General features: G+C 67.7%; 19 protein-coding genes. 9 read left to right on the top strand and 10 right to left on the bottom strand.

The features are described from left to right. Positions 1-822, top strand: coding sequence for a TrmH family RNA methyltransferase (locus tag ATE62_RS05415; RefSeq protein ID WP_058807381.1), 822 nt, complete (start codon positions 1-3; stop codon positions 820-822). Positions 823-959: 137 nt separating this feature from the next. Then, on the top strand, positions 960-1,670 hold the full coding sequence (locus ATE62_RS05410; protein ID WP_058807380.1) for an META domain-containing protein: 711 nt from the start codon (positions 960-962) through the stop codon (positions 1,668-1,670). 232 nt (positions 1,671-1,902) lie between these two features. Here the strand turns inward: ATE62_RS05410 and ATE62_RS05405 are convergent, their stop codons facing one another. From ATE62_RS05405 to ATE62_RS05380, 6 genes are all read right to left on the bottom strand, one after another. After that, on the bottom strand, positions 1,903-3,255 hold the full coding sequence (locus ATE62_RS05405; protein ID WP_058807379.1) for a DNA recombination protein RmuC: 1,353 nt from the start codon (positions 3,253-3,255) through the stop codon (positions 1,903-1,905). Between the two features lie 41 nt (positions 3,256-3,296). After that, complete coding sequence (locus tag ATE62_RS05400) at positions 3,297-3,698, bottom strand: hypothetical protein (RefSeq protein WP_058807378.1); 402 nt, start codon at positions 3,696-3,698, stop codon at positions 3,297-3,299. A 65-nt stretch (positions 3,699-3,763) separates the two neighbouring features. Beyond that, complete coding sequence (locus ATE62_RS05395) at positions 3,764-4,207, bottom strand: PH domain-containing protein (RefSeq protein WP_058807377.1); 444 nt, start codon at positions 4,205-4,207, stop codon at positions 3,764-3,766. 23 nt (positions 4,208-4,230) lie between these two features. Next, positions 4,231-4,803: a hypothetical protein gene (locus ATE62_RS05390; protein ID WP_058807448.1), complete on the bottom strand. Its 573-nt coding sequence runs from the start codon at positions 4,801-4,803 to the stop codon at positions 4,231-4,233. Continuing rightward, positions 4,800-5,336 carry a vgr related protein gene (locus ATE62_RS05385; RefSeq protein ID WP_443028852.1) on the bottom strand — a complete coding sequence of 179 codons (537 nt, stop codon included), beginning with the start codon at positions 5,334-5,336 and terminating at the stop codon, positions 4,800-4,802. The genes ATE62_RS05390 and ATE62_RS05385 overlap by 4 nt, the downstream gene beginning before the upstream one ends. Then, positions 5,305-5,859 carry a copper chaperone PCu(A)C gene (locus ATE62_RS05380; protein WP_058807375.1) on the bottom strand — a complete coding sequence of 185 codons (555 nt, stop codon included), beginning with the start codon at positions 5,857-5,859 and terminating at the stop codon, positions 5,305-5,307. Before ATE62_RS05380 ends, ATE62_RS05385 begins: the two co-directional genes overlap by 32 nt. 155 nt (positions 5,860-6,014) lie before the next feature. Here ATE62_RS05380 and dnaK point away from each other — a divergent pair, with 155 nt between their 5' ends. The 3 genes from dnaK to ATE62_RS05365 all read left to right on the top strand — a co-directional run bounded on the left by dnaK (position 6,015) and on the right by ATE62_RS05365 (position 10,374). Then, the gene (dnaK, locus tag ATE62_RS05375; RefSeq protein ID WP_058807374.1) at positions 6,015-7,922 is read left to right on the top strand and encodes a molecular chaperone DnaK; all 1,908 of its coding nucleotides are present in this window, start codon (positions 6,015-6,017) and stop codon (positions 7,920-7,922) included. Between the two features lie 122 nt (positions 7,923-8,044). Continuing rightward, positions 8,045-9,169 carry a molecular chaperone DnaJ gene (gene dnaJ, locus ATE62_RS05370; RefSeq protein WP_058807373.1) on the top strand — a complete coding sequence of 375 codons (1,125 nt, stop codon included), beginning with the start codon at positions 8,045-8,047 and terminating at the stop codon, positions 9,167-9,169. Positions 9,170-9,411: 242 nt separating this feature from the next. Then, entirely contained in the window at positions 9,412-10,374 is a 963-nt protein-coding gene (locus ATE62_RS05365; RefSeq protein WP_082662622.1) for an MBL fold metallo-hydrolase, read from the top strand. Positions 10,375-10,380: 6 nt separating this feature from the next. Here the strand turns inward: ATE62_RS05365 and ATE62_RS05360 are convergent, their stop codons facing one another. Further along, entirely contained in the window at positions 10,381-12,699 is a 2,319-nt protein-coding gene (locus tag ATE62_RS05360; RefSeq protein ID WP_058807372.1) for a patatin-like protein, read from the bottom strand. Positions 12,700-12,996: 297 nt separating this feature from the next. Here ATE62_RS05360 and ATE62_RS05355 point away from each other — a divergent pair, with 297 nt between their 5' ends. From ATE62_RS05355 to ATE62_RS05340, 4 genes are all read left to right on the top strand, one after another. Beyond that, complete coding sequence (locus tag ATE62_RS05355; RefSeq protein WP_058807371.1) at positions 12,997-15,204, top strand: TonB-dependent receptor; 2,208 nt, start codon at positions 12,997-12,999, stop codon at positions 15,202-15,204. A 4-nt stretch (positions 15,205-15,208) separates the two neighbouring features. Continuing rightward, positions 15,209-16,303 (top strand): PepSY-associated TM helix domain-containing protein, encoded by a 1,095-nt coding sequence (locus tag ATE62_RS05350; RefSeq protein WP_058807447.1) that lies wholly within the window; start codon positions 15,209-15,211, stop codon positions 16,301-16,303. Positions 16,304-16,448: 145 nt separating this feature from the next. Further along, the gene (locus ATE62_RS05345) at positions 16,449-18,617 is read left to right on the top strand and encodes a primosomal protein N' (RefSeq protein ID WP_058807370.1); all 2,169 of its coding nucleotides are present in this window, start codon (positions 16,449-16,451) and stop codon (positions 18,615-18,617) included. Between the two features lie 78 nt (positions 18,618-18,695). After that, positions 18,696-20,243, top strand: coding sequence for a hypothetical protein (locus ATE62_RS05340; RefSeq protein WP_058818453.1), 1,548 nt, complete (start codon positions 18,696-18,698; stop codon positions 20,241-20,243). Positions 20,244-20,252: 9 nt separating this feature from the next. Here ATE62_RS05340 and ATE62_RS05335 read toward each other — a convergent pair whose 3' ends face one another. Genes ATE62_RS05335 through ATE62_RS05325 form a run of 3 tightly spaced genes read right to left on the bottom strand, consistent with a single transcriptional unit; the run spans position 20,253 to position 22,512 of the window. After that, positions 20,253-21,011 carry an isocitrate lyase/PEP mutase family protein gene (locus tag ATE62_RS05335; protein WP_058807368.1) on the bottom strand — a complete coding sequence of 253 codons (759 nt, stop codon included), beginning with the start codon at positions 21,009-21,011 and terminating at the stop codon, positions 20,253-20,255. Further along, the gene (ada, locus tag ATE62_RS05330) at positions 21,011-22,045 is read right to left on the bottom strand and encodes a bifunctional DNA-binding transcriptional regulator/O6-methylguanine-DNA methyltransferase Ada (protein ID WP_156420477.1); all 1,035 of its coding nucleotides are present in this window, start codon (positions 22,043-22,045) and stop codon (positions 21,011-21,013) included. Before ada ends, ATE62_RS05335 begins: the two co-directional genes overlap by 1 nt. Positions 22,046-22,047: 2 nt before the next feature. Then, complete coding sequence (locus ATE62_RS05325) at positions 22,048-22,512, bottom strand: DUF1203 domain-containing protein (RefSeq protein WP_058807366.1); 465 nt, start codon at positions 22,510-22,512, stop codon at positions 22,048-22,050. Positions 22,513-22,646: the final 134 nt, after the last annotated feature.

The following is a 22,646-nucleotide window of genomic DNA, read 5'->3' as shown; positions in this document are numbered from 1 at the left end:
ATGACCCAGACGGGCCGCCGGTCGCGCATCGAGAGTTTTTCCAACCCGCTGATCAAGCGGATGCGGCTGCTGCGCGAGAAGCGGCATCGCCGCGCCGAGGGGCTGTTCCTCGCCGAAGGGCTGCGCATCGCGACCGAGGCGCGCGAGGCGGGCGTGCTGCCGAAATGGCTGTTCCTCGCCGACGAGGGCGCCGCGCATCCGCTGGCGCAGGCGCTGGTCGCGGCGACGCTGGCGTCGGGCGGCGAGGTGATCGACACCACGCCCGCGATCCTGTCGAAGCTGTCGGGCAAGGAGAATGCGCAGGCGATCGTTGCGATTTACGCGGAGCCGAAGACGACGCTGACCGACCTCGACCGCACTGCCGCGCCGATCTGGCTCGTCGCCGAGCGCCTCCGCGATCCGGGCAACCTCGGCACGATGCTGCGCACCGGCGACGCGGTCGGCGCGGGCGGGCTGATCCTGCTCGGCGATGTGACCGACCCCTATGGCGTCGAGGCGGTACGCGCGAGCATGGGGGCGATCTTCACCCAGCGCCTCGTGCAGGCCGAATGGGACGATTTCCTGCCTTGGCTGCGCGGCGGCCCGGGGCAGCTGGTCGCGACCTGGCTGGGCGAGGATACGGCCGACTATCAGGCGGTGGCCTATGCGGCGCCGACCTTCATCCTGGTCGGCAACGAATCGCAGGGCATGCCCGAGGCCTATGCCGCGGCCGCCGATATGCGCGTGAAGATGCCGATGATGGGCAAGGCCGACAGCCTGAACGCCGCGGTCGCGGCGGCGGTGATGGCCTATGAGGTGCTGAACCAGCGGCGGCGGGGCTAGCCGTTCAGCGACGCGACACCGCGGCGCAACTACACCCTCCTCTCTTCCGTTCGTGTCGAGCGAAGTCGAGACACCCGAGCATCGCGCACGACGCATCTCGACTTCGCTCGATGCGAACGGGTTTTGGAGAGACGACCATGTTCAAGCCGCTTGCCGTATCAACGCTCGGCATTGCCCTCGCCGCCTGCGTCCCCGCCGCCGAGGCGCCGCAGACCCCGGGCACCCCGCCCGCCGCGCGCTATTTCGCGCTCGGCACCGAGCCCGGCTGGACGCTCGAGATCACGCCGGGGCTGCTCAACTATGACGGCGACTATGGCGACACCAAGATCCTCGTCCCCAACCCCGGCGCCCGGCCGAGCTTCAACGGCGAGCGTTACGTCACCCAGCGGCTGACGGTCGACATCACCCACGGCGAATGCAGCGACGGCATGAGCGACCGGCGCTACCGCGACAAGGTGACGCTCACCGCCGACGGCAAGACGGTGCAGGGCTGCGGCGGCGGCATATTGCCGCCCACCGAGCTTGCGGGCACCAGTTGGAGCTTCGTGTCGATCGGCGGCGTGGCGGTGGCAAGGGACCGGCCGACGTCGCTCGCCTTCGAGGCCGGGCGGCTGAGCGGCAGCGCGGGGTGCAACCGTTTTTCAGGGAGCTACGAGCGCGAGGGCGGCACGCTCACCGCGGGGCCGCTGATGGCGACCGAAATGGCGTGCCCGGGGCCGGGCATGACGCAGGAGAACGCCTTCTTCGCGTTGATGCGCGGGCCGGTGAGCCTCGACTTTCCGAGCGACGGCACGCTGATCCTGACCGGCGCCGAGGGACGCACGGCGGTGCTCAAGCGGGCGATCTGAGCCGTCGCGCGCACTCTCACCCCGTCATCCCCGCGAAGGGCGCGGAGAGGCGCGCGACTCTCCAAGCGATCCAGCTTTTTCCTTCTTCGTGCCTTTGCGCCTTTGCGTGAGATAATTTTGAATCACGCAAAGGCGCAAAGAACGCAAAGGGTCTTGGGATCCACCGTCGGCGCCGGCCGTCAAGCGAAGCGAAAGCTCGATTCCCGCTTCCGCGGGAATAACGGGGTGGAGGTTACTCCCCGTCGTTGACCGCCGCCGGCGCGCTGGCGAGCTTCGCCAGCGGGCGCGCCGACTGTTCGGCGACCGGTAGGGTCGGGATGTCCTTGTCGCCGGTCTCAATATCAAGAGCCTCAAAACGTCGTGCCTGAGCCAGCACGCGATCCTCAAAGCTTCCGATAAACGCGTTGTAGGCTCCCGTGGCCTGATCGAGATTTTTCCCGACCTTGGCGATATGCCCTCCCATGATGGAGAGGCGCGCATAAAGCTCCTTGCCGAGCGCCGCGATTTCGCGCGCCTGCCCCGCCAGCTTTTCCTGCCGCCACACCGCGGCGACGGTGCGCGCGATCGCGATGAGGTTTGTCGGGGTCGCGAGCAGCACCTTGCGGTCGAAAGCATAGTCCCAAAGGTCGGCGTCATGATCGAGCGCCGCGGCGAGGAAATGTTCGCCGGGGACGAACATCACGACATAGTCGGGCGTGTCGTCGAACTGGTTCCAGTAGGATTTGGCGCCGAGGGTGTTGACATGCGCCTTCATCGCCGCGGCGTGCGCGGCGAGATGCGCCGCCTTTTCGCTCTCGTCGACGGCGCCGAACGCATCCTGATAGGCGTTGAGCGACACCTTGGCGTCGATGACGAGATTCTGCCCGCCGGGCACCCGCACCACGACGTCGGGGCGGAGGCGCCCGCCGTCGCCGTCCGCCACGCTGACCTCGGTCTGGAAATCGGCATGTTCGGAAAGCCCGCAGCTTTCGAGCACGTTCCTGAGCTGCTGCTCGCCCCAGCGCCCGCGCGCCTTGGGGGCGTTTCGCAGCGCGTTGACCAGCTTCGCCGCCTCGCTCGACACGCGTTCGGTCCCCGCGCGCATCGATTCGATCTGGCCGTGAAGCAGCCCGAAGGCGTCGCGCCGCTCGGCCTCGACCTTGCCCACCGCCTCCTCATATTTCTGCAGTCGCTCGTGGACCGGGCTGAGCAGCGCCCTCAGATTCTGCCCCGCGCTCTCCTCGCTCTGGCGGAAACGCGCATCGGCGCGTTCGAGAAAGGCCTTTTGCGCCTCGCCGAGCATCGTCTGGCCGACCTCGCGGAACTGCGCGGTGAGCGCGGCCTGCGCGTCCTTCAATTGCGCGATCTGCGCCGCATGCGCCTCGTCGCGCGCGCGCTGTTCGCTGACCAGACCGGCGAGCTGGAGATCGGCCGCCTTGCGCGCCTCGGCCTCGGCGGCGAGGTCGGTGACCGCACTCTTGAACCGTTCGGTCAGGCTGTCGCGCTCGGCCTTGAGCGCCCCCGCCTGCCGCCCCGCAAAAAGCCAGCCGATCAGCCCCCCGATTGCGAGGGCGGCAAGGGCGAGCAGAAGCGAGAGCGGGTCCATGCGCGGAACATAGGACGAACGCCGGGCGCTTGGCCAGCGGATTATTTCTTGGCGAAGGGGTCCCCGCGGTCGGCGGTGAGGATCGAATCGATCATCTTCGTCAGCGCGGCGACCTTCTTTTCGGGATGCGCCGGGGTCTCGCATTTGTTCGCCAGCCGCGTCTCGCTGCCGTCTTCGTTCGCCGCCTCGATCACCGTGTGGCAGAGATAGCCCGTGCCGCTGCCGTTGTGGATGAACCATTGGATATGGTCGTCGCCCATTTCGCGCGCTTCGACGGTGCGATCCTCGGCGCCCTCGAGGCTGCCCGCGGGATAACCGCGGTTGACGAGATGGCTGCGCACCTCGCCCGCGGTGAGCTTGTAGGTCGCCGGGCTGCTCCCGGCCTCGCTGCCGCATGCGCTAAGCGTGGCGAGCACAAGCATCGCCAGCAAATGGCTTTTCATCTTTCCGTCCCCCTGGAAATGACGGGGACCGCCCTAGCACAGCGCGGTTAGCGCCGCGTTAAGCGTCAGGCGAAGTCGCTCGCGACGTCGAGTTCGCGCACCCGGCGCTTCTGCCGCGCGGCATCGACCAGCCGGCGGAGTTCCTCGCGCCGTTCGGCCGCGCGCGCGATATAGGGCATGACGAGCGCACCCCCGCGCGTCGTTTCGTCGGAGGAATCGATGCTGATCGTGCCGATCCCCGCCCATTGGTTCACGAGGGTGAAGTCGAGCCGGATGTCCTTGACGCGGTAGAGCTCGATCTCGTCGATGCTCTTCACGAAAATGCCCTTGCGCAGGATCAGCCGGTCCTCGGTCACCTCATAGGTGACCATGAGGTTGTGCACCCAGATCGCCGCGATGATGACGAAACCCACCCCGACGAGACAGAGCAGCAGGGTCAGCCAGCCGAGCAGGGTGCCGCGCAGCCAGCCCCAGGTCGAGGAACGGAAGCGGTCGAGGATTTCGGGCATGGCACTCTCCTTCGATCGAAAACCTATAGCAGGTAAATCACCACATAGCGCGCGACGAGCGCGGCGAGCAGCAGCGCGCTCCACCGCGGGCTCTTGACCCACATCGCCGCGACCATCAGCGCGACGAGGATCAATGTCATGATCCATGCGAGCGGGCGCGCGAGGTTGGCGGCGAGGTCGGGCTGCGCAAGATAATAGCCAAGCTGCGCAGCGAGCAAGATCAGCAGCAGCCCGAGCACGATCCGGCGCACGCGGAAATAATGGACGTCGAGATCGGCGAAGCCCTCGGGGTGCGAGGGGAAGACCAGCCGCGCCGCGAGGAAATAGAGGCTGGCGAAGCCCGCGACCGCCATCAGCGTCGCGTTCGACACCGCGATATCGTCGCGCGCGACCCACGCGGCGCTCCAGAAGGACAGGAGGTCGAGCATCACGAAGACCGCGAGCAGCGGGGTCAGCCAGCCGATCGCGAAGCGCTCGCGCTCGGCCTCGGCCGCGAAACGCGCTTCGATCGCGCGCCCGAGCCCGCCGAGCAGCTCGACCATCGAAAGGCCGAGCAGCAGGCTGTAGAGCGCAAAGACGAATTCGAAATCGCTCATGCCGCCTTCCATTCGGCAGGCAGGATCGCGCGATAAGCCTCGATTCCAGGCGCGCCGCCGATCGTCATGCCCTGCTTGAGCATCCAGTAATGGCGCACGATCTCGGCCTGCTGCTCGATGCCGTAGCGGTGGAGCGGCCAGCCGGGCTTGAGGCTGTAGTCATAGGTCGCGAAGGGGTGGCGCATCAGCACGAGATACCAGCGCCCGCGCTGCTGCGCCTGCCAGACATGCGTCATTTCGTGGATGAACAGCCCCTTGGCGCGCAGCTCGTCCTTCGCGGGGCAGGAGAAGTCGTCGCAATAGACGTCGCCGCGGGGGTGGAAATGCAGATGCCCCATCGGCGCCATCACGACGCCGCGCGGCTGGAAGAATATCCATTTGCGGTGGCGCACGCGCACCGCATCATAGTCGATCGCATCGCCGAAGACGCTGCGCGCCAGCGCAACCTCGCCCTCCGTCAGCCGGCGTCCGTCGCGGTCCCCGCCCCCCGTCACGTCGGGCTTATTTCTTCGCCGCGTCCGCCGGCTCGCCATGCCCCATCGCCGCATGATCCATCGCGGCGGGCGCGGTCGCGGCGCTGCCGTCGGCGCCCGCGGCCGAGGCCTGCTTGATCGGCATGTCGAACAGGATGCGTTCGTTGTTGTTGTTGGTGAAGACGAAGGCCATCGGCAGCTTGCCCGCGCGCACCGCGGCGGGATTGATGTTCCAGATCATCAGATGCTTGCCGCCCTGCTTGAATATCAGCTCGCCTTTTGCCGGCACGTCGGCGCGGAACAGCGGCTTCATCGTCACCACGCCGTTCTCCTTGACGCTTTCGTGCATCTCGACGCGCTGTGCGAGGTCGGCGGTCACCGCGACCAGCTCGACGGGCACCGGGCCGCCCTCGACGCGGAAATAGCCGACCGCGGGGCGGTCGGGGGTCGCGCCCATCACGATATGCCCGCTGACGACGTTGAGCGGCTGGCCCTTGCCCAGATTTTCCTCGCATGCGGTCAGGGTCAGCGCGGTCCCGGCGAGCGCGGCGCCGAGCAACAGGCGATGGGCGAAGGGCTTCATGGCATCAGTCTCCAGTAAATGGCTCGATTTTCCTGTTCCCGATAAGCCCATTGAGTCCTTGTGCCAAGGATTAGCGCACCTATATCGCCCCCAACAAATCCCATGGACGGCGTGCCTTTTCAGGGCGCCGGAGAAGCAACAAGGACGGAATATCAATGGCAAAAGTGATCGGGATCGACCTCGGCACCACGAACAGCTGCGTCGCGGTGATGGAAGGCGGCAAGCCCAAGGTTATCGAAAATGTCGAAGGCACGCGCACCACGCCCTCGATCGTCGCCTTCGCCAAGGACGGCGAGCGGCTGATCGGCCAGCCGGCGAAGCGCCAGGCGGTCACCAATCCCGAAAACACCATCTTTGCGGTGAAGCGCCTGATCGGCCGCCGCTTCGACGATCCCATGACCAAGAAGGACATGGAACTCGTCCCCTATACCATCGCCAAGGGCGCCAACGGCGACGCGTGGGTCAAGGCGGGCGGCGAGGATTATTCGCCGTCGCAGATCAGCGCCTATATCCTCCAGAAGATGAAGGAAACCGCCGAGGCTTACCTCGGCGAAAAGGTCGAGCAGGCGGTGATCACCGTCCCCGCCTACTTCAACGACGCGCAGCGCCAGGCGACCAAGGACGCCGGCAAGATCGCGGGCCTCGAAGTGCTGCGTATCATCAACGAGCCGACCGCGGCTGCGCTCGCCTACGGCCTCGACAAGACCGAGAACAAGACGATCGCGGTCTATGACCTTGGCGGCGGTACGTTCGACATCTCGATCCTCGAAGTCGGCGACGGCGTGTTCGAAGTGAAGTCGACCAATGGCGACACCTTCCTCGGCGGCGAGGATTTCGACAGCAAGCTGGTCGAATATCTCGCCGACGGCTTCAAGAAGGACGAAGGCATCGACCTGCGCGGCGACAAGCTCGCCCTCCAGCGCCTGAAGGAAGCCGCCGAAAAGGCAAAGATCGAGCTGTCGTCGGCTGCGACGACCGAGGTCAACCTGCCCTTCATCACCGCCGACGCCAACGGGCCGAAGCATCTCGTCAAGACGATCACCCGCGCCGACCTCGAGAAGCTGGTCGAGGACCTCGTCAAGCGCACGCTCGAGCCGTGCAAGAAGGCGATCAAGGATGCCGGCGTGTCGGCGAGCGAGATCGACGAAGTCGTGCTCGTCGGCGGCATGACGCGCATGCCGCGCGTCCGCGAAGTCGTGAAGGACTTCTTCGGCAAGGAACCGCACACCGGCGTGAACCCCGACGAAGTCGTCGCGATCGGCGCCGCGATCCAGGCCGGCGTGCTGCAGGGCGACGTCAAGGACGTGCTGCTGCTCGACGTGACCCCGCTGTCGCTCGGCATCGAGACGCTGGGCGGCGTGTTCACGCGCATGATCGACCGCAACACCACCATCCCGACCAAGAAGAGCCAAGTCTATTCGACCGCCGACGACAATCAGTCGGCGGTGACGATCCGCGTGTTCCAGGGCGAGCGCGAAATGGCGGCCGATAACAAGGCGCTGGGCCAGTTCGATCTCGTCGGCATTCCGCCGGCGCCGCGCGGCGTGCCGCAGATCGAGGTGACCTTCGACATCGACGCCAACGGCATCGTGTCGGTCCACGCCAAGGACAAGGGCACCGGCAAGGAACAGCAGATCAAGATCCAGGCCTCGGGCGGCCTCAGCGACGCCGACATCGACCAGATGGTCAAGGACGCCGAGCAGTTCGCCGAGGAAGACAAGAAGCGCCGCGAGGCGGCCGAGGCGAAGAACAACGCCGAAAGCCTGATCCACTCGACCGAAAGCCAGCTCCGCGAACATGGCGACAAGGTCGACGAGGCGTTGAAGTCCGAGATCGAGGCCGCGGTCGCCGAAGCCAAGACGGCGGTCGAGGGCGGCGATCCCGCCGCGATGACCGAAAAGGCGCAGGCGCTCGCGCAGGTCGCGATGAAGCTGGGCCAGGCGATCTACGAGAAGGAACAGCAGGCCGCGGCGTCCCCCAGCGCCGACGAAGCCGGTGAAGCCAAGGCCGACGAAGACGTCGTCGATGCCGAATTCTCGGAAGTCGAAGACGACAAGAAGTAAGACACGCGCGCACCGCCGCGCTCATAAATAGGGACAGTCCCTATTTATCGGGCGCGGCGGCAGCGGCGAAAATTTGGAACAGGGGATAAATAGGGACTGTCCCTATTTATGGATGAAACGCCATGTCGCTCGACATCGATTATTACGAACTGCTCGAAGTCGAGCGCACTGCCGACGACGCGACGCTGAAGGCGAGCTATCGCAAGCTCGCGATGAAATACCACCCCGACAAGAATCCGGGGTGCGGCGACAGCGAGGCGCGCTTCAAGGCGATCAGCGAAGCCTATGACTGTCTGAAGGACCCGCAGAAGCGCGCGGCTTACGATCGCTTCGGCAAAGAAGGCGTGCGCGGCGCGGGCGGCTTCGGCGGCGGCAATGCGGACTTCGGCGATATCGGCGACATCTTCGAATCGATATTCGGCTCGGCCTTCGGCGGACGGCAGCAGCAACGCGGCCCCGCGCGCGGCGCCGACCTTCGCTACGACATGGAGATCAAGCTCGAGGACGCCTTCACCGGCATCAGCCGCGAGATCCAGGTCGATGTCGCCGCGCGCTGCGACGCGTGCGACGGGTCGGGCGCCAAGCCCGGCACCTCGACCCACCGCTGCACCACCTGCGCCGGCCACGGCAAGGTGCGCGCGCAGCAGGGTTTCTTCATGGTCGAGCGCACCTGCCCGCAGTGCCAGGGTTCGGGCGAGGTCATCGCCGACCCTTGTGGGCAGTGCCACGGCGAAGGCCGCGTCGACCGGCGCAAGACGCTGACCGTCAACATCCCCGCCGGGGTCGACGAGGGCACGCGCATCCGCCTGTCGGGCGAGGGCGAGAGCGGCGCGCGCGGCGCGGCGCCGGGCGACCTCTATATCTTCCTGCACATGGCGCGGCACAAATTGTTCGAGCGCGAGGGCACGACCCTGTTCACCCGCGCACCGATCAGCTTCACCACCGCGGCGCTCGGCGGCTGCATCACCATCCCCGGGCTCGACGGCACCAAGCACGAGATCAGCATCCCCGCGGGACTCCAGTCGGGCAAGCAGCTCCGCCAGCGCGGCGCGGGCATGCCGGTGCTCAACGGCCGCGGCCACGGCGACCTCGTCATCCAGGTCGATGTCGAGACCCCGACCAGGCTCAGCGCGCGCCAGAAGGAATTGCTCGCCGAATTCCGCGAGACCGAGACCGGCGACGAATGCCCCGCGAGCCAGGGCTTCTTCTCGAAGATCAAGGATATGTGGGACGATCTGACGGACTAACCCATCCCTCTCCCCTTGTGGGAGAGGGTTGCGCAGACTTGGCGGCTTGCCGCCTAGTCAAAGCTGGGTGAGGGGTCACGGTCCAAAGGACCGCGCGAGCCGGAGGCTCGCAGACCCCTCATCCAAGTCCGCCTAATCGCTACGCGACAAGGCTCCCTATCCTTCTCCCACACGGGGAGAAGGACTTTGCATCTGGACCCTGTCCCGGTAACCTTCGCGCGATCCTCCGCGAAAGGCCCTTCATGATCCGCGCTGCCCTTTTTGCCTCGGCCCTCTTCGCCGCCCCGCTGCCCGCGCTCGCGCAGACCGACTGGTCGAAGGTCGAGATCCGGACCGAAAGCGTCGCGCCGGGCCTCGCGGTGCTCTTCGGCGCCGGGGGCAATATCGCGGTCAGCCACGGGACCGACGGGACGATCCTGGTCGACGACCAATATGCGCCGCTGACCCCGAAGATCGAGGCGGCGATCGCGGCGCTCGGCGCGCCGCCTGCCAAATGGCTGATCAACACGCACTGGCACGGCGACCATAGCGGCGGGAACGAGAATTTCGGCAAGGCGGGCGCGATGATCATGGCGCACGACCATGTCCGCGAGCGTATGACGTCGGAGCAGGTCGTGCGCGGCAAGCCGGTAGCCCCGAGCCCCAAGCAGGCGCTGCCCGTGCTCACCTATCACGACGGCATCACGCTCCACCTCAACGCCGATACGATCAAGGTGATGCACGCCCCGCACGCGCACACCGACGGCGATTCGATCCTGCACTGGCAGCGGGCGAATATCTTCCACATGGGCGACCTGTTTTTCCACAAGGTCAGCCTGCCGTTCATCGATCTGGACAGCGGCGGGTCGGCCTATGGCGTGGTCGCCGCCGCCGACAGGGTGCTCGCGCTTGCCGACGACAAGAGCGTGATCATCCCCGGCCACGGCCCGCTCGCGACCAAGGCCGATCTCGCGGCCTATCGCGCGATGCTCGCCGACGTGATCGCCGCGGTCGAAAGCGCCAAGGCCGCAGGCAAGACGCAGGACGAGGTCACCGCGATGAACCTCGCCGCGAAATACGAGATCAAGGGCGGCTTCATGCCGACCGACGGTTTCGTCGCGTCGATCTATAACAGCGAAAAGGGGCATCCCCGCGGGCACCGGCCCGACCGGTCGCTCGACGTCATGGGCGAGCACGACCATGGCGAGGGGCCGCATTCGCACTGACGCGGATCAGACCGGCCCGATCTCGCCCCTCAGTTCGGCGATCAGCGCCGCGATCTTGGGCAGCCGCGCCTCCTCCTCGTCCAATATCGCATGGAAGGCACGGCGCTTGATCGCCGCCAGTTCCTCGCCCGCCAGCGCGCCCTCGCCGGTGACGCTCGATGCCACGATATCGATCAGCCGGTCGGCGCCGTGGAGGCGGCCCCAGAGATAGTCGTTCTCGCGGTAGGCGCGGCTGAAGAAGGCGCCGAAGGCGTTGAACTCGATCCCCTTGAGCATCGCCGCGGCGCCGCCGGCGCGGATCGCGGTCGCGTCGGAGGGCGAGATGCGGTCGATCTTGATCGGGTCGAACTCGTCGAAGCCCTCGCCCTGCAGCAGCGGCAGCGTCGCGATGTCGTAGAAGGGATAGCCGAGATAGGCGAGCAACAGCGCGCGCCGGTCGTCCTTGGGCAGCGCGCCCAGACCCTCGGCGATCAGCGCGTCGGCCGCCGCGTCGGCGCCGATCAGGTCGCGCCGCGCCCCGATCGCCTCGATCCATTGCCCGGCATCGGCGTCGGCGGGCACGTCGAGATCGGCGAACCAGCTGTCGCCCTCGCGCTCGAGATAGAGGCCGAGCGCCGCGTAGATCGTGTCGCGCATCGCGTCGCAGGCGGGGTCGCGTCCGTCGCGCTTTGCCTCGACCACCCGGTCGAGCTCGCGCGCGAGGAAGCGCAGGCGGCGGATCCGGAAACCGAGGTCATGGGTGCGGAAGAAGGTCACCGCATCGTTGCTCGCCCCCGCGCCGCGCTTGCCCGAAATGCGGTCGAGCCCGCGCGCGCGCACCTCGTCCCAGATCGTCTGGCGGCGGATACCGCGGTGGATATCGCCCTCGGGCGGAGCGAGCCGGTCGACGATGCCGACGAGCTCCTCGACCATCGCCGACAGCTTGAGATGGCCGTAGGGCGAGAAAGCGAAGCCCGCGCGCGCCGCCGCCTCTTCCTGCGCCTTGGCGCGCCACTTGGCGAGCCGCGCGGTGGTCGGGGTGTCGAGGAAGAAGGTGGTGCCGAACAGCGCCGCGACCTGCTCCTCGACCTCGACCTTCATCGCGTCGACGATATGCTGCATGCGCCGGATGCGGCGCGACATGCCCTCGATCGCCTCGACATTGTCGCGGATCGGCTGTTCGCGCGGGATTTCGGACATCGCGCCGAGGATCGTCGGCAGGAAGCCCGGCAGCCGCGCCGCCTCGCCCTCGGCGACCTCGCCCGACTTGCCGATGCTGATCGCGCGATAATCGGGCTTGGGGTCGATGTAGATGAAGCGCCGGTCGATCTCGCGCCGCGCGGGGCGCTGCTTGAGCGCCGAGATCGCGGGGCGGAAGGGCGCGTTGGCGAGCACCGAGCCGTCGATCAGCACGCGGTCGGCGGGGTCGCCCTCGCCGCCCGCGGGAAGCTGCGTCCGGATGAAGGCATCGCGCCCGGGCCAAGCGACGCCGCGCTTTTCGAGCACCGCGTCGAGTTCGCGCAATGTGAAGGGCGGGAAGGCGCCGGGAAAGCTCGCCGTGGCGCGCGCCGCCGCCGCCAAGCCCGGAACATCGTCGAGCGGCTTGCCCGAGCGGCCGTCGGCGCGGAAATGGAGGACGAGGCGATGCTCGTCCTCGGTCACCCGCGGCGGGCTGTTGAGCGACAGCGCGACGCGATGCCCGGCAAAGTCGGTGACCGAGACGAACAGGTCGACCGGCTGCCCCGCGGGGACCAGCGGCGGCCCCTGCGGCCCCGCCTCCATCGCGTCGAAGGCGTCGAGCAGCAGGTTCGAGAAGGTCGCGCCGCCGAAGGGCGGTTCGAACCAGCGCGCGCGCACGAAGCGCGACAGCTTCGCGCGCACCTCATCCTGCGCCCCCTCGCCGACGGTGCGGTCGATCACGTTGCCGCGCTTCTTCATCATCCAGCCGGCGATCGGCACCGCCCAGAATTTGGTCGCCGCCGACAAGGGCCGCGCATCGGGGTCGAGCAGGCTGTCGACGTCGGCGTCCTTCAGCCACAGCTCGGTCAGCGGATCGAGCGACTGGCCGGTCGCGAGCGCGCGCGCGAGGAAGACGCCGTTGATCCCCCCGGCGCTCGCCCCCGCGACGATGTCGGGCAATATGCGCAGCCGCGTGCCGCCGCGCTCGGCGATGGCGATGAGGAGGTCGCGATAGACCGCGCCCGACCCGCGCTGCCCGCCGCCGTCGTGAAAGGCGCGCGACGCCGCCGCGAGGCGCCAGATCTCCTTGGTGACGCCGTGCATATATACCGCCAGGCTGATGCCGCCGTAGCAAATCAGGGCGAAGCGCAGTTCCTTTTCCCGCATGGCGGGGGTGATAGCGCGATTTGCGGCGCGGCGTCACCCTTGCGCGTGGTGGCGATGCGGCAGAGAGCGGCCCTTTTAATCCTCCCTGTCGCGAAGCGATGGGGAGGGGGACCATGCGAAGCATGGTGGAGGGGTGGCGGCCTTGAGCCGAGGTTTATGGCATCGCCCCCTCCACCGCCCTGCGGGTGGTCCCCCTCCCCACGGCTTCGCGACAGGGAGGATTAAGAACGCCAGCCCCCAAAACTCCTTGCCTTTGCGAATGTGTCGCACTAGCGGCACCGCAAACAGGAGTTGAGAATGAATCGCAAATGGATCGTCGCCGCGCTCGTCGGCACTGCGCTGCCCTTCCCCGCCTTCGCGCAGGACACGGCCCCCGTCGACGAGGAAAATGGCGAGGAGACGATCATCGTCACCGCCGCGCGCACCGTGCTGCCGCCCAATGCGCTGCCGCTGACGATCGACGTCATCGGCAAGGACAGCCTCGATCAGCAGATCGCGATCGCGGGTTCGATCACCGATGCGGTATCGAGCCTGACCCCCAGCTTCTCCCCCACGCGGCAGAAGCTCTCGGGCGCGGGCGAGACGTTGCGCGGACGCTCGCCGCTCTACGCGATCAACGGCATCCCGCAATCGACGCCGCTGCGCGACGGCAGCCGCGACGGCTTCACCATCGATGGTTTCTTCATCGACCGCGTCGAGCTGATCTACGGCTCGAACGCCTTGCAGGGCATCGGCGGCACCGGCGGCATCGTCAACCAGGTCACCGTCGGCGCGCCCAAGGAAGAGGGGCTCAGCGGCCGCGTGCTGCTGCAAGGCACCGCCGACAACGGCTTCAGCAAGGACGGTCTCGGCGGCAAGGCCGCGGGGCTCGTCCAATATCGCGCCGGCCGCTTCGATGCGACTTTCGGCGCGGCCTATGAAAAGCGCGGTGCCTTTTACGACGGGCAGGGCCGCCGCATCGGCATCAACCTGACGCAGGGCGAGACGCAGGATTCGAACACCCTCTCGCTGTTCGCGCGGCTCGGCTACGAACTGTCGGATACCGCGCGGCTCGACCTCATCGCGAGCCGCTTCGAGCTGAAGGGCGACGGCGACTATATCGCGCTGCCCGGCAATCGCCTGACCGGCGTGCCGACGAGCGCGGTGCGCGGCACCCCGCCGGGCGAATCGGCGCAGAACCGCACCGAGAGCGTCGCGCTGTCGCTGACCGACACCGACCTCGGCGGCGGCAATTTCGTCAGCCAGATCTTCTTCAACCGCAGCCGCGACACCTTCGGCGGCGAGGTCGCGGTGCAGGCGACGTTCCAGGACCCCGCGCTCGCGCCGGTCGGCACCCTGTTCGACCAGTCGCAGAACCGCAGCCGCAAGCTCGGCGCCAAGTTCAGCTACGAGCGCGGGCTGCCGGGCTTCGAGGACCTGACGCTGACGATCGGTTTCGACGCGCTCGTCGACCGCACCGAACAGGCGCTGATCGCGACCGGCCGCGTCTGGGTGCCGCCGAGCGATTTCCGCAGCCTCGCGCCCTTCGGCCAGGCCAACCTCAAATTATTCGACGGCGTCGTCCGCCTCGCCGGCGGCGTGCGCTGGGAAAATGTCCAGATCAAGATCGACGATTTCAGCACCCTTGCCTCGACCACCTTCCGGGCCTGCTCGGCGACGGTCACCACCAATTGCGGCGTATCGACCTATGGCGGCGTCGACGTCGCGGGCGGCAAGCCCAAGTTCAGCGACCTCCTGATCAACGGCGGCGTGATCGTCGAGCCCTGGGCGGGGATCCGGGCCTATGCCAGCTATGCCGAGGGCTTCACCGTGCCCGACATCGGCCGCATCACGCGCGCGATCAACACGACGGGGGTCGATCTCGACAATTTCCTCGATATCTCGCCGATCATTTCGAACAATCGCGAGATCGGGATCGAATTGAAGCGCGGGCCGCTCGACGCGACCGCGACCTATTTCTGGTCGTCGAGCGACAAGGGCCAGCTGCTCATCGCGCGTCCCGACCGCATCTTCGACGTCCAGCGCCAACGCGTCGAGATCGAGGGGCTCGAGCTCAACCTGCGCGTCGCGCTGCCGATCGACGGGCTGAGGCTCGGCGTCGGCTACGCGCATCTGCAGGGCAAGTACGACAGCGACAGCGCCAACCCCGACGGCATCGTCGACACCGATCTCGACGGCACGAACATCTCGCCCGACCGGCTGAACCTCAATGCAAGCTACAACAAGGGTCCGGTCTCGGCGCTGGTGCAGACGCAATTCTTCCTGTCGAAGAGCTTCCACGGCAAGGCGAACCCCGACCCGCGCAACAATTTCGGCGGTTATGCGATCACCGATGCAAGCCTGCGCTACGAGACCGGGATCGGCGGGCTGAGCCTGTCGATCCAGAACCTGTTCGACAAATTCTACATCGACTATTCGAGCGACACACGGCTACCGACCGACAATCTCGCCTTCTTCGCGGGACGCGGGCGGACCTTCACGCTGGGGTGGGATTACCGGTTCTGACATGATGAAGCTGCTCGACACGCTGCACCGCTGGACCGGGGGCCTGATCGGCCTCGTGCTCGCGCTGCTCGGCCTGTCGGGCACGATCCTGCTCTACGAACATCTGTGGATCGGGGTGCCGGGCAGCGGCGATCCGCTGCGCGGCGACCTCACCAGCGTGACGGCGGCGACCGAGAAGCTGATGGCAACGCCGGGGGCGCAGGGCATCATCTATGCCGACGAGCGTCTCGGGCTGCACCAGCTGCGCATCGGCGGTCCGAATGGGGGGGAGGCGGGCGCCTATGCCAGCCAGTCGGGCGAGATCGCGGCGCGCTGGGCGAGCCAGTGGGAGCGGCCCGAGCTCTGGATCTTCGATTTCCACCACCATCTCTTCGCGGGCGACAGCGGCGAATGGGTGATCGGCATCGCGGGGCTCGCCGGGCTGTTCTTCGTGATCAGCGGCGCGATCCTGTGGTGGCGCACGCGGAAGACCTTCCAGCTTCGCCTGTGGCCCAAAAGGATGAGCCGCCCGTCGATCGTCTGGCACCACCGCGACATCGGCATCATCGCCGCGCCGCTGCTGCTGATCTCGATCGTCACCGGCACGATGATGATCTTCCGCCCCTTCGCGCTCGGGGTCGTCGCGCCCTTCGGCCCGGTCGCCGAGACCGCCAAGGCGCTCGAGCCGCCGAAATACAAGGGCGGGCCGCTGGCCGAAAGGCCCGACTATGCCGCGATGCTCGCCGAAGCGCGGCGCCGCTTTCCCGACGCCGAGTTCCGCATCCTGAGCCTGCCGCGCAAGCCGGGCGATCCGATCAGCCTGCGCATGAAGCAGCCCGCCGAATGGCTGCCCAACGGCCGCACCACCGTGGCGTTCGACGCCGCGACGGGCGAAGTGATCGCCGCGCGCGACGCGCTCGCGCTGCCCTCGGGCGCGCAGGCGTTCAACATGGCCTTCCCGATCCACGCGTCGAAGGTCGGCGGCTGGACCTGGCGGATATTGCTGACGATCTCGGGCGTTGCGATGACGATGCTCGGCAGCCTTGCCGTGTGGAGCTTCTGGTTCAAGCGGCCCAAGCCCGCGAAGCGGGCGGTGAAGAAAGTGGCGCTGGCGACGTGATCGTCGCCCCCGCGCAGGCGGGGGCCGTAATCGGTCTACACAGCGGCGCTGAATAAGGTGGCCAGCGGCCCCCGCCTGCGCGGGGGCGACGGCTTATTCGACCGCTTTCCTATTTTACCCGCCGCCCTATATCCTGCGCAGTCCCATGACCCGCGCCCGCGTCCTCCTCTTGACCGCCGCCCTCGGCCCGCTCGACTATCGTGTGCCCTATGGCAGCGAAGCGCCGCTCGGCAGCGTCGTCGTCGCGCCGCTGGGCCCGCGCAAGATGGGCGGCGTGGTGTGGGAGGACAGCGCGTTCGGCGCCCCCGATCCGGTCGGCGACAATCGCCTCCGCAACCTCTACGAGGTCGTGCCGGTGCCGCCGGTGCCCGCGCCGCTGCGCCGTCTCGTCGAATGGACGAGCGACTATTATCTCGCCCCGCCCGGCGCGGTGCTGCGCATGGTGCTGCCCGGCGCGGCCTTTTCCGACGCGCGCCGCCCGATCGTCGAATATCGCGCGACGGGCGAACTGCCCGTACGGATGACTCCGCAGCGGACGGTCGCGCTCGAAAAGATCGGCGACCGCCAGGGCATGGTGCGCGAACTCGCGGCGCTCGCCGAAGTCAGCGACGCGGTCATCCGCGGGCTCGTCCAGACCGGCGCGCTCGAGGCGGTCAGCGTATCGGCCGACGCGCCCTATCCCCAACCCGACCCGGGCTTCGCGCCGCCCGACCTGTCGGACGAACAGACCGCGGCGGCGGCCGAGCTTCGCGATGCCGTCGCCGCCGCGAAATTCGAGACCTTGCTGCTCGACGGGGTCACCGGATCGGGCAAGACCGAAGTCTATATGGAGGCCATCGCCGCCGCGGTCGACGCGGGCAAGCAGACGCTCGTCCTGCTCCCCGAGATCGCGCTCACCGAACCGATGCTGACGCGCTTCGCCGCGCGCTTCGGCTGCGAGCCGGTGCCCTGGCATTCGGGGCTCCGCGCGACCGAGCGCCGCCGCGCGTGGCACGCCATTGCCAACGGCGAGGCGAAGATCGTCGTCGGTGCGCGCTCTGCCTTGTTCCTGCCCTATACCAATCTGGGGCTGATCGTCGTCGACGAAGCGCATGAGACGAGCTTCAAGCAGGAGGATGGCGTCCACTACCACGCGCGCGATGTCGCGGTGATGCGCGGGCATTTCGAGGGGCTGCCGGTCGTGCTCGCGAGCGCGACCCCCGCGCTCGAAAGCCTCGCGATGGTCGAGGCGGGGCGTTATCGCCAAATCAAGCTGCCCGCGCGCTTCGGCGGCGCGACCTTGCCCGACCTCGCGGCGATCGACATGCGCCACGACCCACCCGACCGCGGCACCTGGCTCGCGCCGCCGCTGGTCGATGCGCTCGCCGACCGATTGGACAAGGGCGAACAGAGCCTTCTGTTCCTCAACCGCCGGGGCTTCGCGCCGCTGACGCTCTGCCGCACCTGCGGGCATCGCATCCAGTGCCCGAATTGCACCGCATGGATGGTCGAGCACCGGCTGGTCCACCGCCTCGCCTGCCATCATTGCGGCCATGTCATGCCGCCGCCGCGGCTGTGTCCCGAATGCGAGGACGAGGACAGCCTCGTCGCCTGCGGCCCCGGGGTCGAGCGCGTCGCCGACGAGGTGGCGCTGCGCTTCCCCGCTGCGCGCGTCGCGATCGTCACCTCGGATACTTTGTGGTCGCCCGCCAAGGCGGCCGAATTCGTCGACAATGTCGAGGGCGGGCTGGTCGACATCATCATCGGCACCCAGCTCGTCACCAAGGGCTATCATTTCCCGAACCTGACGCTCGTCGGGGTGGTCGATGCCGACCTAGGGCTCGACGGCGGCGACCTCCGCGCCTCGGAACGCACCTTCCAGCAGATCGCGCAGGTCGCTGGGCGCGCGGGGCGCGGGGTGAAGCCCGGCGAGGTGCTGATCCAGACGCGCGTGCCCGATGCGCCGGTCATGGCGGCACTGGTCGCCAACGACCGCGATGGTTTCTACGCCGCCGAGGCCGCGGCGCGGAAGTTCGCGGGGGCGCCGCCCTATGGCCGCTTCGCCGCGCTGGTCATCTCGTCCGAGGACATCGAGGTCGCGCGCGGCGTCGCCAAAAGGCTGGGCGACAAGGCGCCGGTCGCCGAAGGGCTCGCGGTCTATGGCCCCGCGCCCGCCCCCTTGGCGATGCTGCGTGGGCGCCACCGTTTCCGCCTTTTGCTTCACGCGCCGCGCAGTTTCGACCTGCAGGGGACAATTCGCGAATGGATCGGCCGGATCGACTGGCCCAACAAGGCGCGCCTCGCGATCGATATCGACCCCTATAGTTTCGTCTGACCGCAGAAGACTTTACAGCCCGCACGCCGCTTGGCAGCATGGGTTTGCAGAAAGGCCGGCCGGGGGATTTTCACGACGATGTTCAAGCGGGCAATGGGGACGCTCGCGCTGGGGGCAGCGCTGGCGGCAACGGGCGCGGACGCCAAATGGCTGCGCGCCGACACCGACAATTTCATCATCTACAGCGAAGGAAGCGAGAAATCGCTGCGCGAGTTCGCCGAGAATCTGCAGCGTTTCGACGCGACCTTGCGCTTCCGATTCAAGATCCCCGGCGGCAAGGAGCCCAACCGGCTGACCATCTACCTCGTCCCGCAGGCCGAGGAAGCCGGGCGGCTGATGTCAGGCAAGCGCGGCTCGTCGATCGCAGGTTTCTACACCCCCGACCCCGAGGGCAGCTTCGCGGTGTCACACCGCGAGGACATGGGAAGCCAGCTCGGCACTTCGGCGCCGCAGCAGACGCTGTTTCACGAATATGGCCATCATTTCATGAAGCGTTATGTCCACGCCGCCTTCCCGGCGTGGTTCATCGAGGGCTTCGCCGAATATTATTCGACCGTCGATTTCGACCGCGACGGCAAGGCCGAGATCGGCCGCCCCGCCTATGGCCGCGCCTATGGCCTGCTCGAAATGCCCAAGATACCGGCCGAGAGGCTGCTCCTCGAGCGGCCGGGCGCGATGCGCACGTCGGGGCAGGTCGACGTCTATTACGGCCGCGCCTGGGTGTTGACGCACATGCTCTACAGCGATCCGTCGCGCGCCGGCCAGCTCACCAAATATATCGAGGCGATCAATCGCGGCGACGATGCGAAGCAGGCCGCGATCGATTCGTTCGGCGACCTCGCGCAACTCGACAAGGACCTCAATCGCTACATGATCCGCCCGATGACCTATCGCCGGACGAACGAGCCGATCGCGATTCCGGGCAGCATCACCATCGCCCCGCTCGCGACCGCCGAAGACGCGCTCATCGAACTGAGGCTCGAACGGCTGAGCGCCAATGGCGACGATGCGCGCATGACCAAGGTCCGCGACGACCTTCGCGCGCTCACCGCGCTGCACCCGGGCCACGCCAATGGCTGGTTCGAACTGGCGATGGCCGAATGGGAGCTCGACGAGGACAGGCGCGATCTGGCCGCGGTGCGCGCGGCGACAGACAAGGCGATCGCGCTCGACCCCGATCATGTCCGCGCCAACGTCCTGCTCGGGCGCCTCCTGGCGATCGACATGGACAACAAGGAGGATTTCAGCGCCGCCGCCTGGCGCGAGGTACGCAAGCCGATCGCGCACGCCAACCGCACCAATCCCGACGACCCGGTGCCGCTCTACGCCTATTTCCGCAGCTTCCAGCAGCAGGGCGTGACGCCGCCCGAGATCGCGATCAAGGGGCTGGAGCAGGCTTTTTCGCTGGCGCCCGAGGATATCCAGCTGCGCATGGAATATGCCTATTCGCTCGCCAACAAGGGCGAGTTCGCGCCCGCGATCAAGCTCGCGCAATCGGTCGCCTTCGACCCGCACGGCGGCGGCGGCGAACAATTTCTCGAACATCTGGAGGCGATGCGCGACCGCCGCGAGGGCGCGGCGGCCGACGCGGCGGCCGAGCCGGAAAAGCCCGCCGACAACGACTGACCGCCTGGCTCAATAATCGGGTTCGGCGCCGCCCAGCACCTGCGCCGCCTGCCCGCCGAGCCAGGCCATCGCCGCCGCCCACGGCTGGTGGCCGTGGCTGATCCGTGCGACGCCGAGGCCGGCGAGTTCCCGGTGCGTCGGCCCGCCCTTGCCGCGGAGGATATTCACCGGCAGCGGCGAGGCATCGCAGATCGCGCCGATGCATTTGGGATCGAGCAGGAAGGGCACGAACAGCGACCCTGCGCCCGCATCGGCATAGGCGCGCGCGCGTTCGAGCGTCGCAGCGACCAGCGCATCGCCGTCCTTCGCCGCATCCCGTCCGAGGAACAGGTCGCAGCGCGCGTTGACGAAGAGGCCGGTATCGGCGGCGGCGCGGTAGCGCGCAGCGGCGTCGGCGGTCGGCAGCAGGTCCTTCTGCCCCGGCAGCCGGTCCTCCATGTTGATCCCCGCCGCGCCGGCTTCGCGCGCGCGCGCCACCGACGCGCCAACCGCCGCGGGGTCGTCGCCATAACCCGCCTCCATGTCGATCGTCACCGGCAGGTCGGTCACCGTCAGGATGCGCGCGAGATTATCGAGCGCGTCGTCGAGCGGGAAATTCTCGCCATCGGAGGACCCCTGTGCGCTGGCGACACCCCAGCTGCCCGTCGCGATCGCCCTGGCGCCCGCGGCGGCAACCGCCTTCGCGCTCCCGGCATCCCAGATGTTGATCAGGATCAGCGGGTCGCCGGGAACGTGGAGCGCCTTGAATTGGGCAATCTTGTCGGACATCAGAAACTCTCCCTTTTGAGCAATTCTTCCTTGATCGGCAGGCCATAGGCATAGCCGCCCAATGATCCGTCGCTGCGTACCACACGGTGGCACGGAATCAGCACCGCGACATTGTTCGCGCCATTGGCGCTGCCCGCCGCGCGCACCGCCTTGGGCTTGCCGACCGCAGCGGCGATGTCGGTATAGCTGCGCGTCTCGCCCGCGGGGATTTTTCTCAGTTCGCGCCACACGGCTTCCTGGAAGGCAGTGCCCTTCACGTCGATCGGGATATGGTCGAAGCCATGAACCGGCGCCTCGACCGCGGCAATTACCTGCGAGAGAAGCGACTCGAACTCCACGCCGCCCTCGATCAGATTCGCCGCGGGGAAGCGCTCCTCGAGCGCCTCGCGCCCCTCGGCGAAGCTCAGCCGGCACACGCCCTTGGCGGTCGCGGCGACAAGCATGTCGCCGAGGCTGGTCGGCACCACTGCCCAGTGGATCGTCGCGCCCTTGCCGCCATTGATCCATGCCGAAGCCGTCATACCCATGCGTCCCTCCATATTCTGATAAAAGCGCGACGGGCCCGAAAAGCCCGCATCGTAAATGGCGTCGGTCACCCGGCCGCCGCCGCTCAGCGCCTGCCGCGCGCGTTCCTCGCGCAGCGCGCGGGCATAAGCGGCGGGCGACAGCCCGGTGTGGCGGGTGAAAACGCGCTGGAAATGCGTCGGCGAATAGCCGGTGCGCGCGGCGAGGTCGGCGAGCGCGAGCGGCTCCTCGCTTGCCTTGATCGCGGCGATCGCCTTGATCACCGCACTTTCGTCGCGCGCGACATCGTCGGGCAGGCAGCGCTTGCACGGGCGCAGCCCCGTCGCGCGCGCCGCGGCGCCGTCCGGAAAGAAGCGGACATTTTCCCTGAGCGGATGCCGCGCGGCGCAGCTCGGGCGGCAATAGATGCCGGTGGTGAGCACCCCGGTGACGAAGCGCCCGTCCTGCGCCTTGTCGCGCGCCCGGACCGCTTCCCAGCGCTCGTCGTCGGTCATGGTCTCGAACGCCATGGTCAATTCCTCTCGATCCGCGCGGCGAAGCAACCGTTCGTCGCATATTGGGCATGGATATAGGCAACCGCCGGGTCGGCGAACAGGTCGCGGATCGCGCCGTCGCCCTCCTCGCCCGGCACGAGCCGCGCCGCCGCGAGCATCCCCGTATCGTCGAAGCCGCGGTACGCCATCATCCGTCCGGCGAAGGCGGGCGGCAGGCTGTCGTCGCAGGTCAGGGGCCGGACCCCGGTGCGCACATAGATCGCATAGGCGCTGCGAAACGGGGTGTCGACGTCGTGGCTTACATGGTGGAGCAGGATGAGTTCCTCGCCCTTGCGGGCGTCGTCGAGACTGATGCGGCACGGATAGCCGCGATCGGCGGTGGCGGTGACGCGGCGGGCGCCGGCCGCGGCGAGTTCGGCATCGTCCATCGCGAAATAAGGGGCGAAGGGGTCGGGGTCGAGCCCGGTGATCCGGTAGGTCATGAGGGGTCCTTTCTTTGTGCTGGAGCCCTTATGGCGGGACATGGGGGAGCCTGCGTCCCGATGCTTGCGTTCAAAGTTTTTGGGGCTGTTTTGGGGTGGGAAGCGGACGTCGATCTCCCCTCCCGCTTGCGGGA

This window comes from Sphingopyxis sp. HIX (assembly GCF_001468285.1).
Taxonomy (GTDB): domain Bacteria; phylum Pseudomonadota; class Alphaproteobacteria; order Sphingomonadales; family Sphingomonadaceae; genus Sphingopyxis.
The sequence above is the reverse complement of the archived record's forward strand: the minus strand, read 5'-3'. Positions and strand labels throughout refer to the sequence as shown.

What these genes read in the sequence shown, in the direction of transcription:
- ATE62_RS05415 (WP_058807381.1), top strand. Translation starts at nt 1, where the DNA reads ATGACCCAGACGGGCCGCCGGTCGCGCATCGAGAGTTTTTCCAACCCG.
- ATE62_RS05410 (WP_058807380.1), top strand. Translation starts at nt 960, where the DNA reads ATGTTCAAGCCGCTTGCCGTATCAACGCTCGGCATTGCCCTCGCCGCC.
- ATE62_RS05405 (WP_058807379.1), bottom strand. Translation starts at nt 3,255, where the DNA reads ATGGACCCGCTCTCGCTTCTGCTCGCCCTTGCCGCCCTCGCAATCGGG.
- ATE62_RS05400 (WP_058807378.1), bottom strand. Translation starts at nt 3,698, where the DNA reads ATGAAAAGCCATTTGCTGGCGATGCTTGTGCTCGCCACGCTTAGCGCA.
- ATE62_RS05395 (WP_058807377.1), bottom strand. Translation starts at nt 4,207, where the DNA reads ATGCCCGAAATCCTCGACCGCTTCCGTTCCTCGACCTGGGGCTGGCTG.
- ATE62_RS05390 (WP_058807448.1), bottom strand. Translation starts at nt 4,803, where the DNA reads ATGAGCGATTTCGAATTCGTCTTTGCGCTCTACAGCCTGCTGCTCGGC.
- ATE62_RS05385 (WP_443028852.1), bottom strand. Translation starts at nt 5,336, where the DNA reads ATGGCGAGCCGGCGGACGCGGCGAAGAAATAAGCCCGACGTGACGGGG.
- ATE62_RS05380 (WP_058807375.1), bottom strand. Translation starts at nt 5,859, where the DNA reads ATGAAGCCCTTCGCCCATCGCCTGTTGCTCGGCGCCGCGCTCGCCGGG.
- dnaK (WP_058807374.1), top strand. Translation starts at nt 6,015, where the DNA reads ATGGCAAAAGTGATCGGGATCGACCTCGGCACCACGAACAGCTGCGTC.
- dnaJ (WP_058807373.1), top strand. Translation starts at nt 8,045, where the DNA reads ATGTCGCTCGACATCGATTATTACGAACTGCTCGAAGTCGAGCGCACT.
- ATE62_RS05365 (WP_082662622.1), top strand. Translation starts at nt 9,412, where the DNA reads ATGATCCGCGCTGCCCTTTTTGCCTCGGCCCTCTTCGCCGCCCCGCTG.
- ATE62_RS05360 (WP_058807372.1), bottom strand. Translation starts at nt 12,699, where the DNA reads ATGCGGGAAAAGGAACTGCGCTTCGCCCTGATTTGCTACGGCGGCATC.
- ATE62_RS05355 (WP_058807371.1), top strand. Translation starts at nt 12,997, where the DNA reads ATGAATCGCAAATGGATCGTCGCCGCGCTCGTCGGCACTGCGCTGCCC.
- ATE62_RS05350 (WP_058807447.1), top strand. Translation starts at nt 15,209, where the DNA reads ATGAAGCTGCTCGACACGCTGCACCGCTGGACCGGGGGCCTGATCGGC.
- ATE62_RS05345 (WP_058807370.1), top strand. Translation starts at nt 16,449, where the DNA reads ATGACCCGCGCCCGCGTCCTCCTCTTGACCGCCGCCCTCGGCCCGCTC.
- ATE62_RS05340 (WP_058818453.1), top strand. Translation starts at nt 18,696, where the DNA reads ATGTTCAAGCGGGCAATGGGGACGCTCGCGCTGGGGGCAGCGCTGGCG.
- ATE62_RS05335 (WP_058807368.1), bottom strand. Translation starts at nt 21,011, where the DNA reads ATGTCCGACAAGATTGCCCAATTCAAGGCGCTCCACGTTCCCGGCGAC.
- ada (WP_156420477.1), bottom strand. Translation starts at nt 22,045, where the DNA reads ATGGCGTTCGAGACCATGACCGACGACGAGCGCTGGGAAGCGGTCCGG.
- ATE62_RS05325 (WP_058807366.1), bottom strand. Translation starts at nt 22,512, where the DNA reads ATGACCTACCGGATCACCGGGCTCGACCCCGACCCCTTCGCCCCTTAT.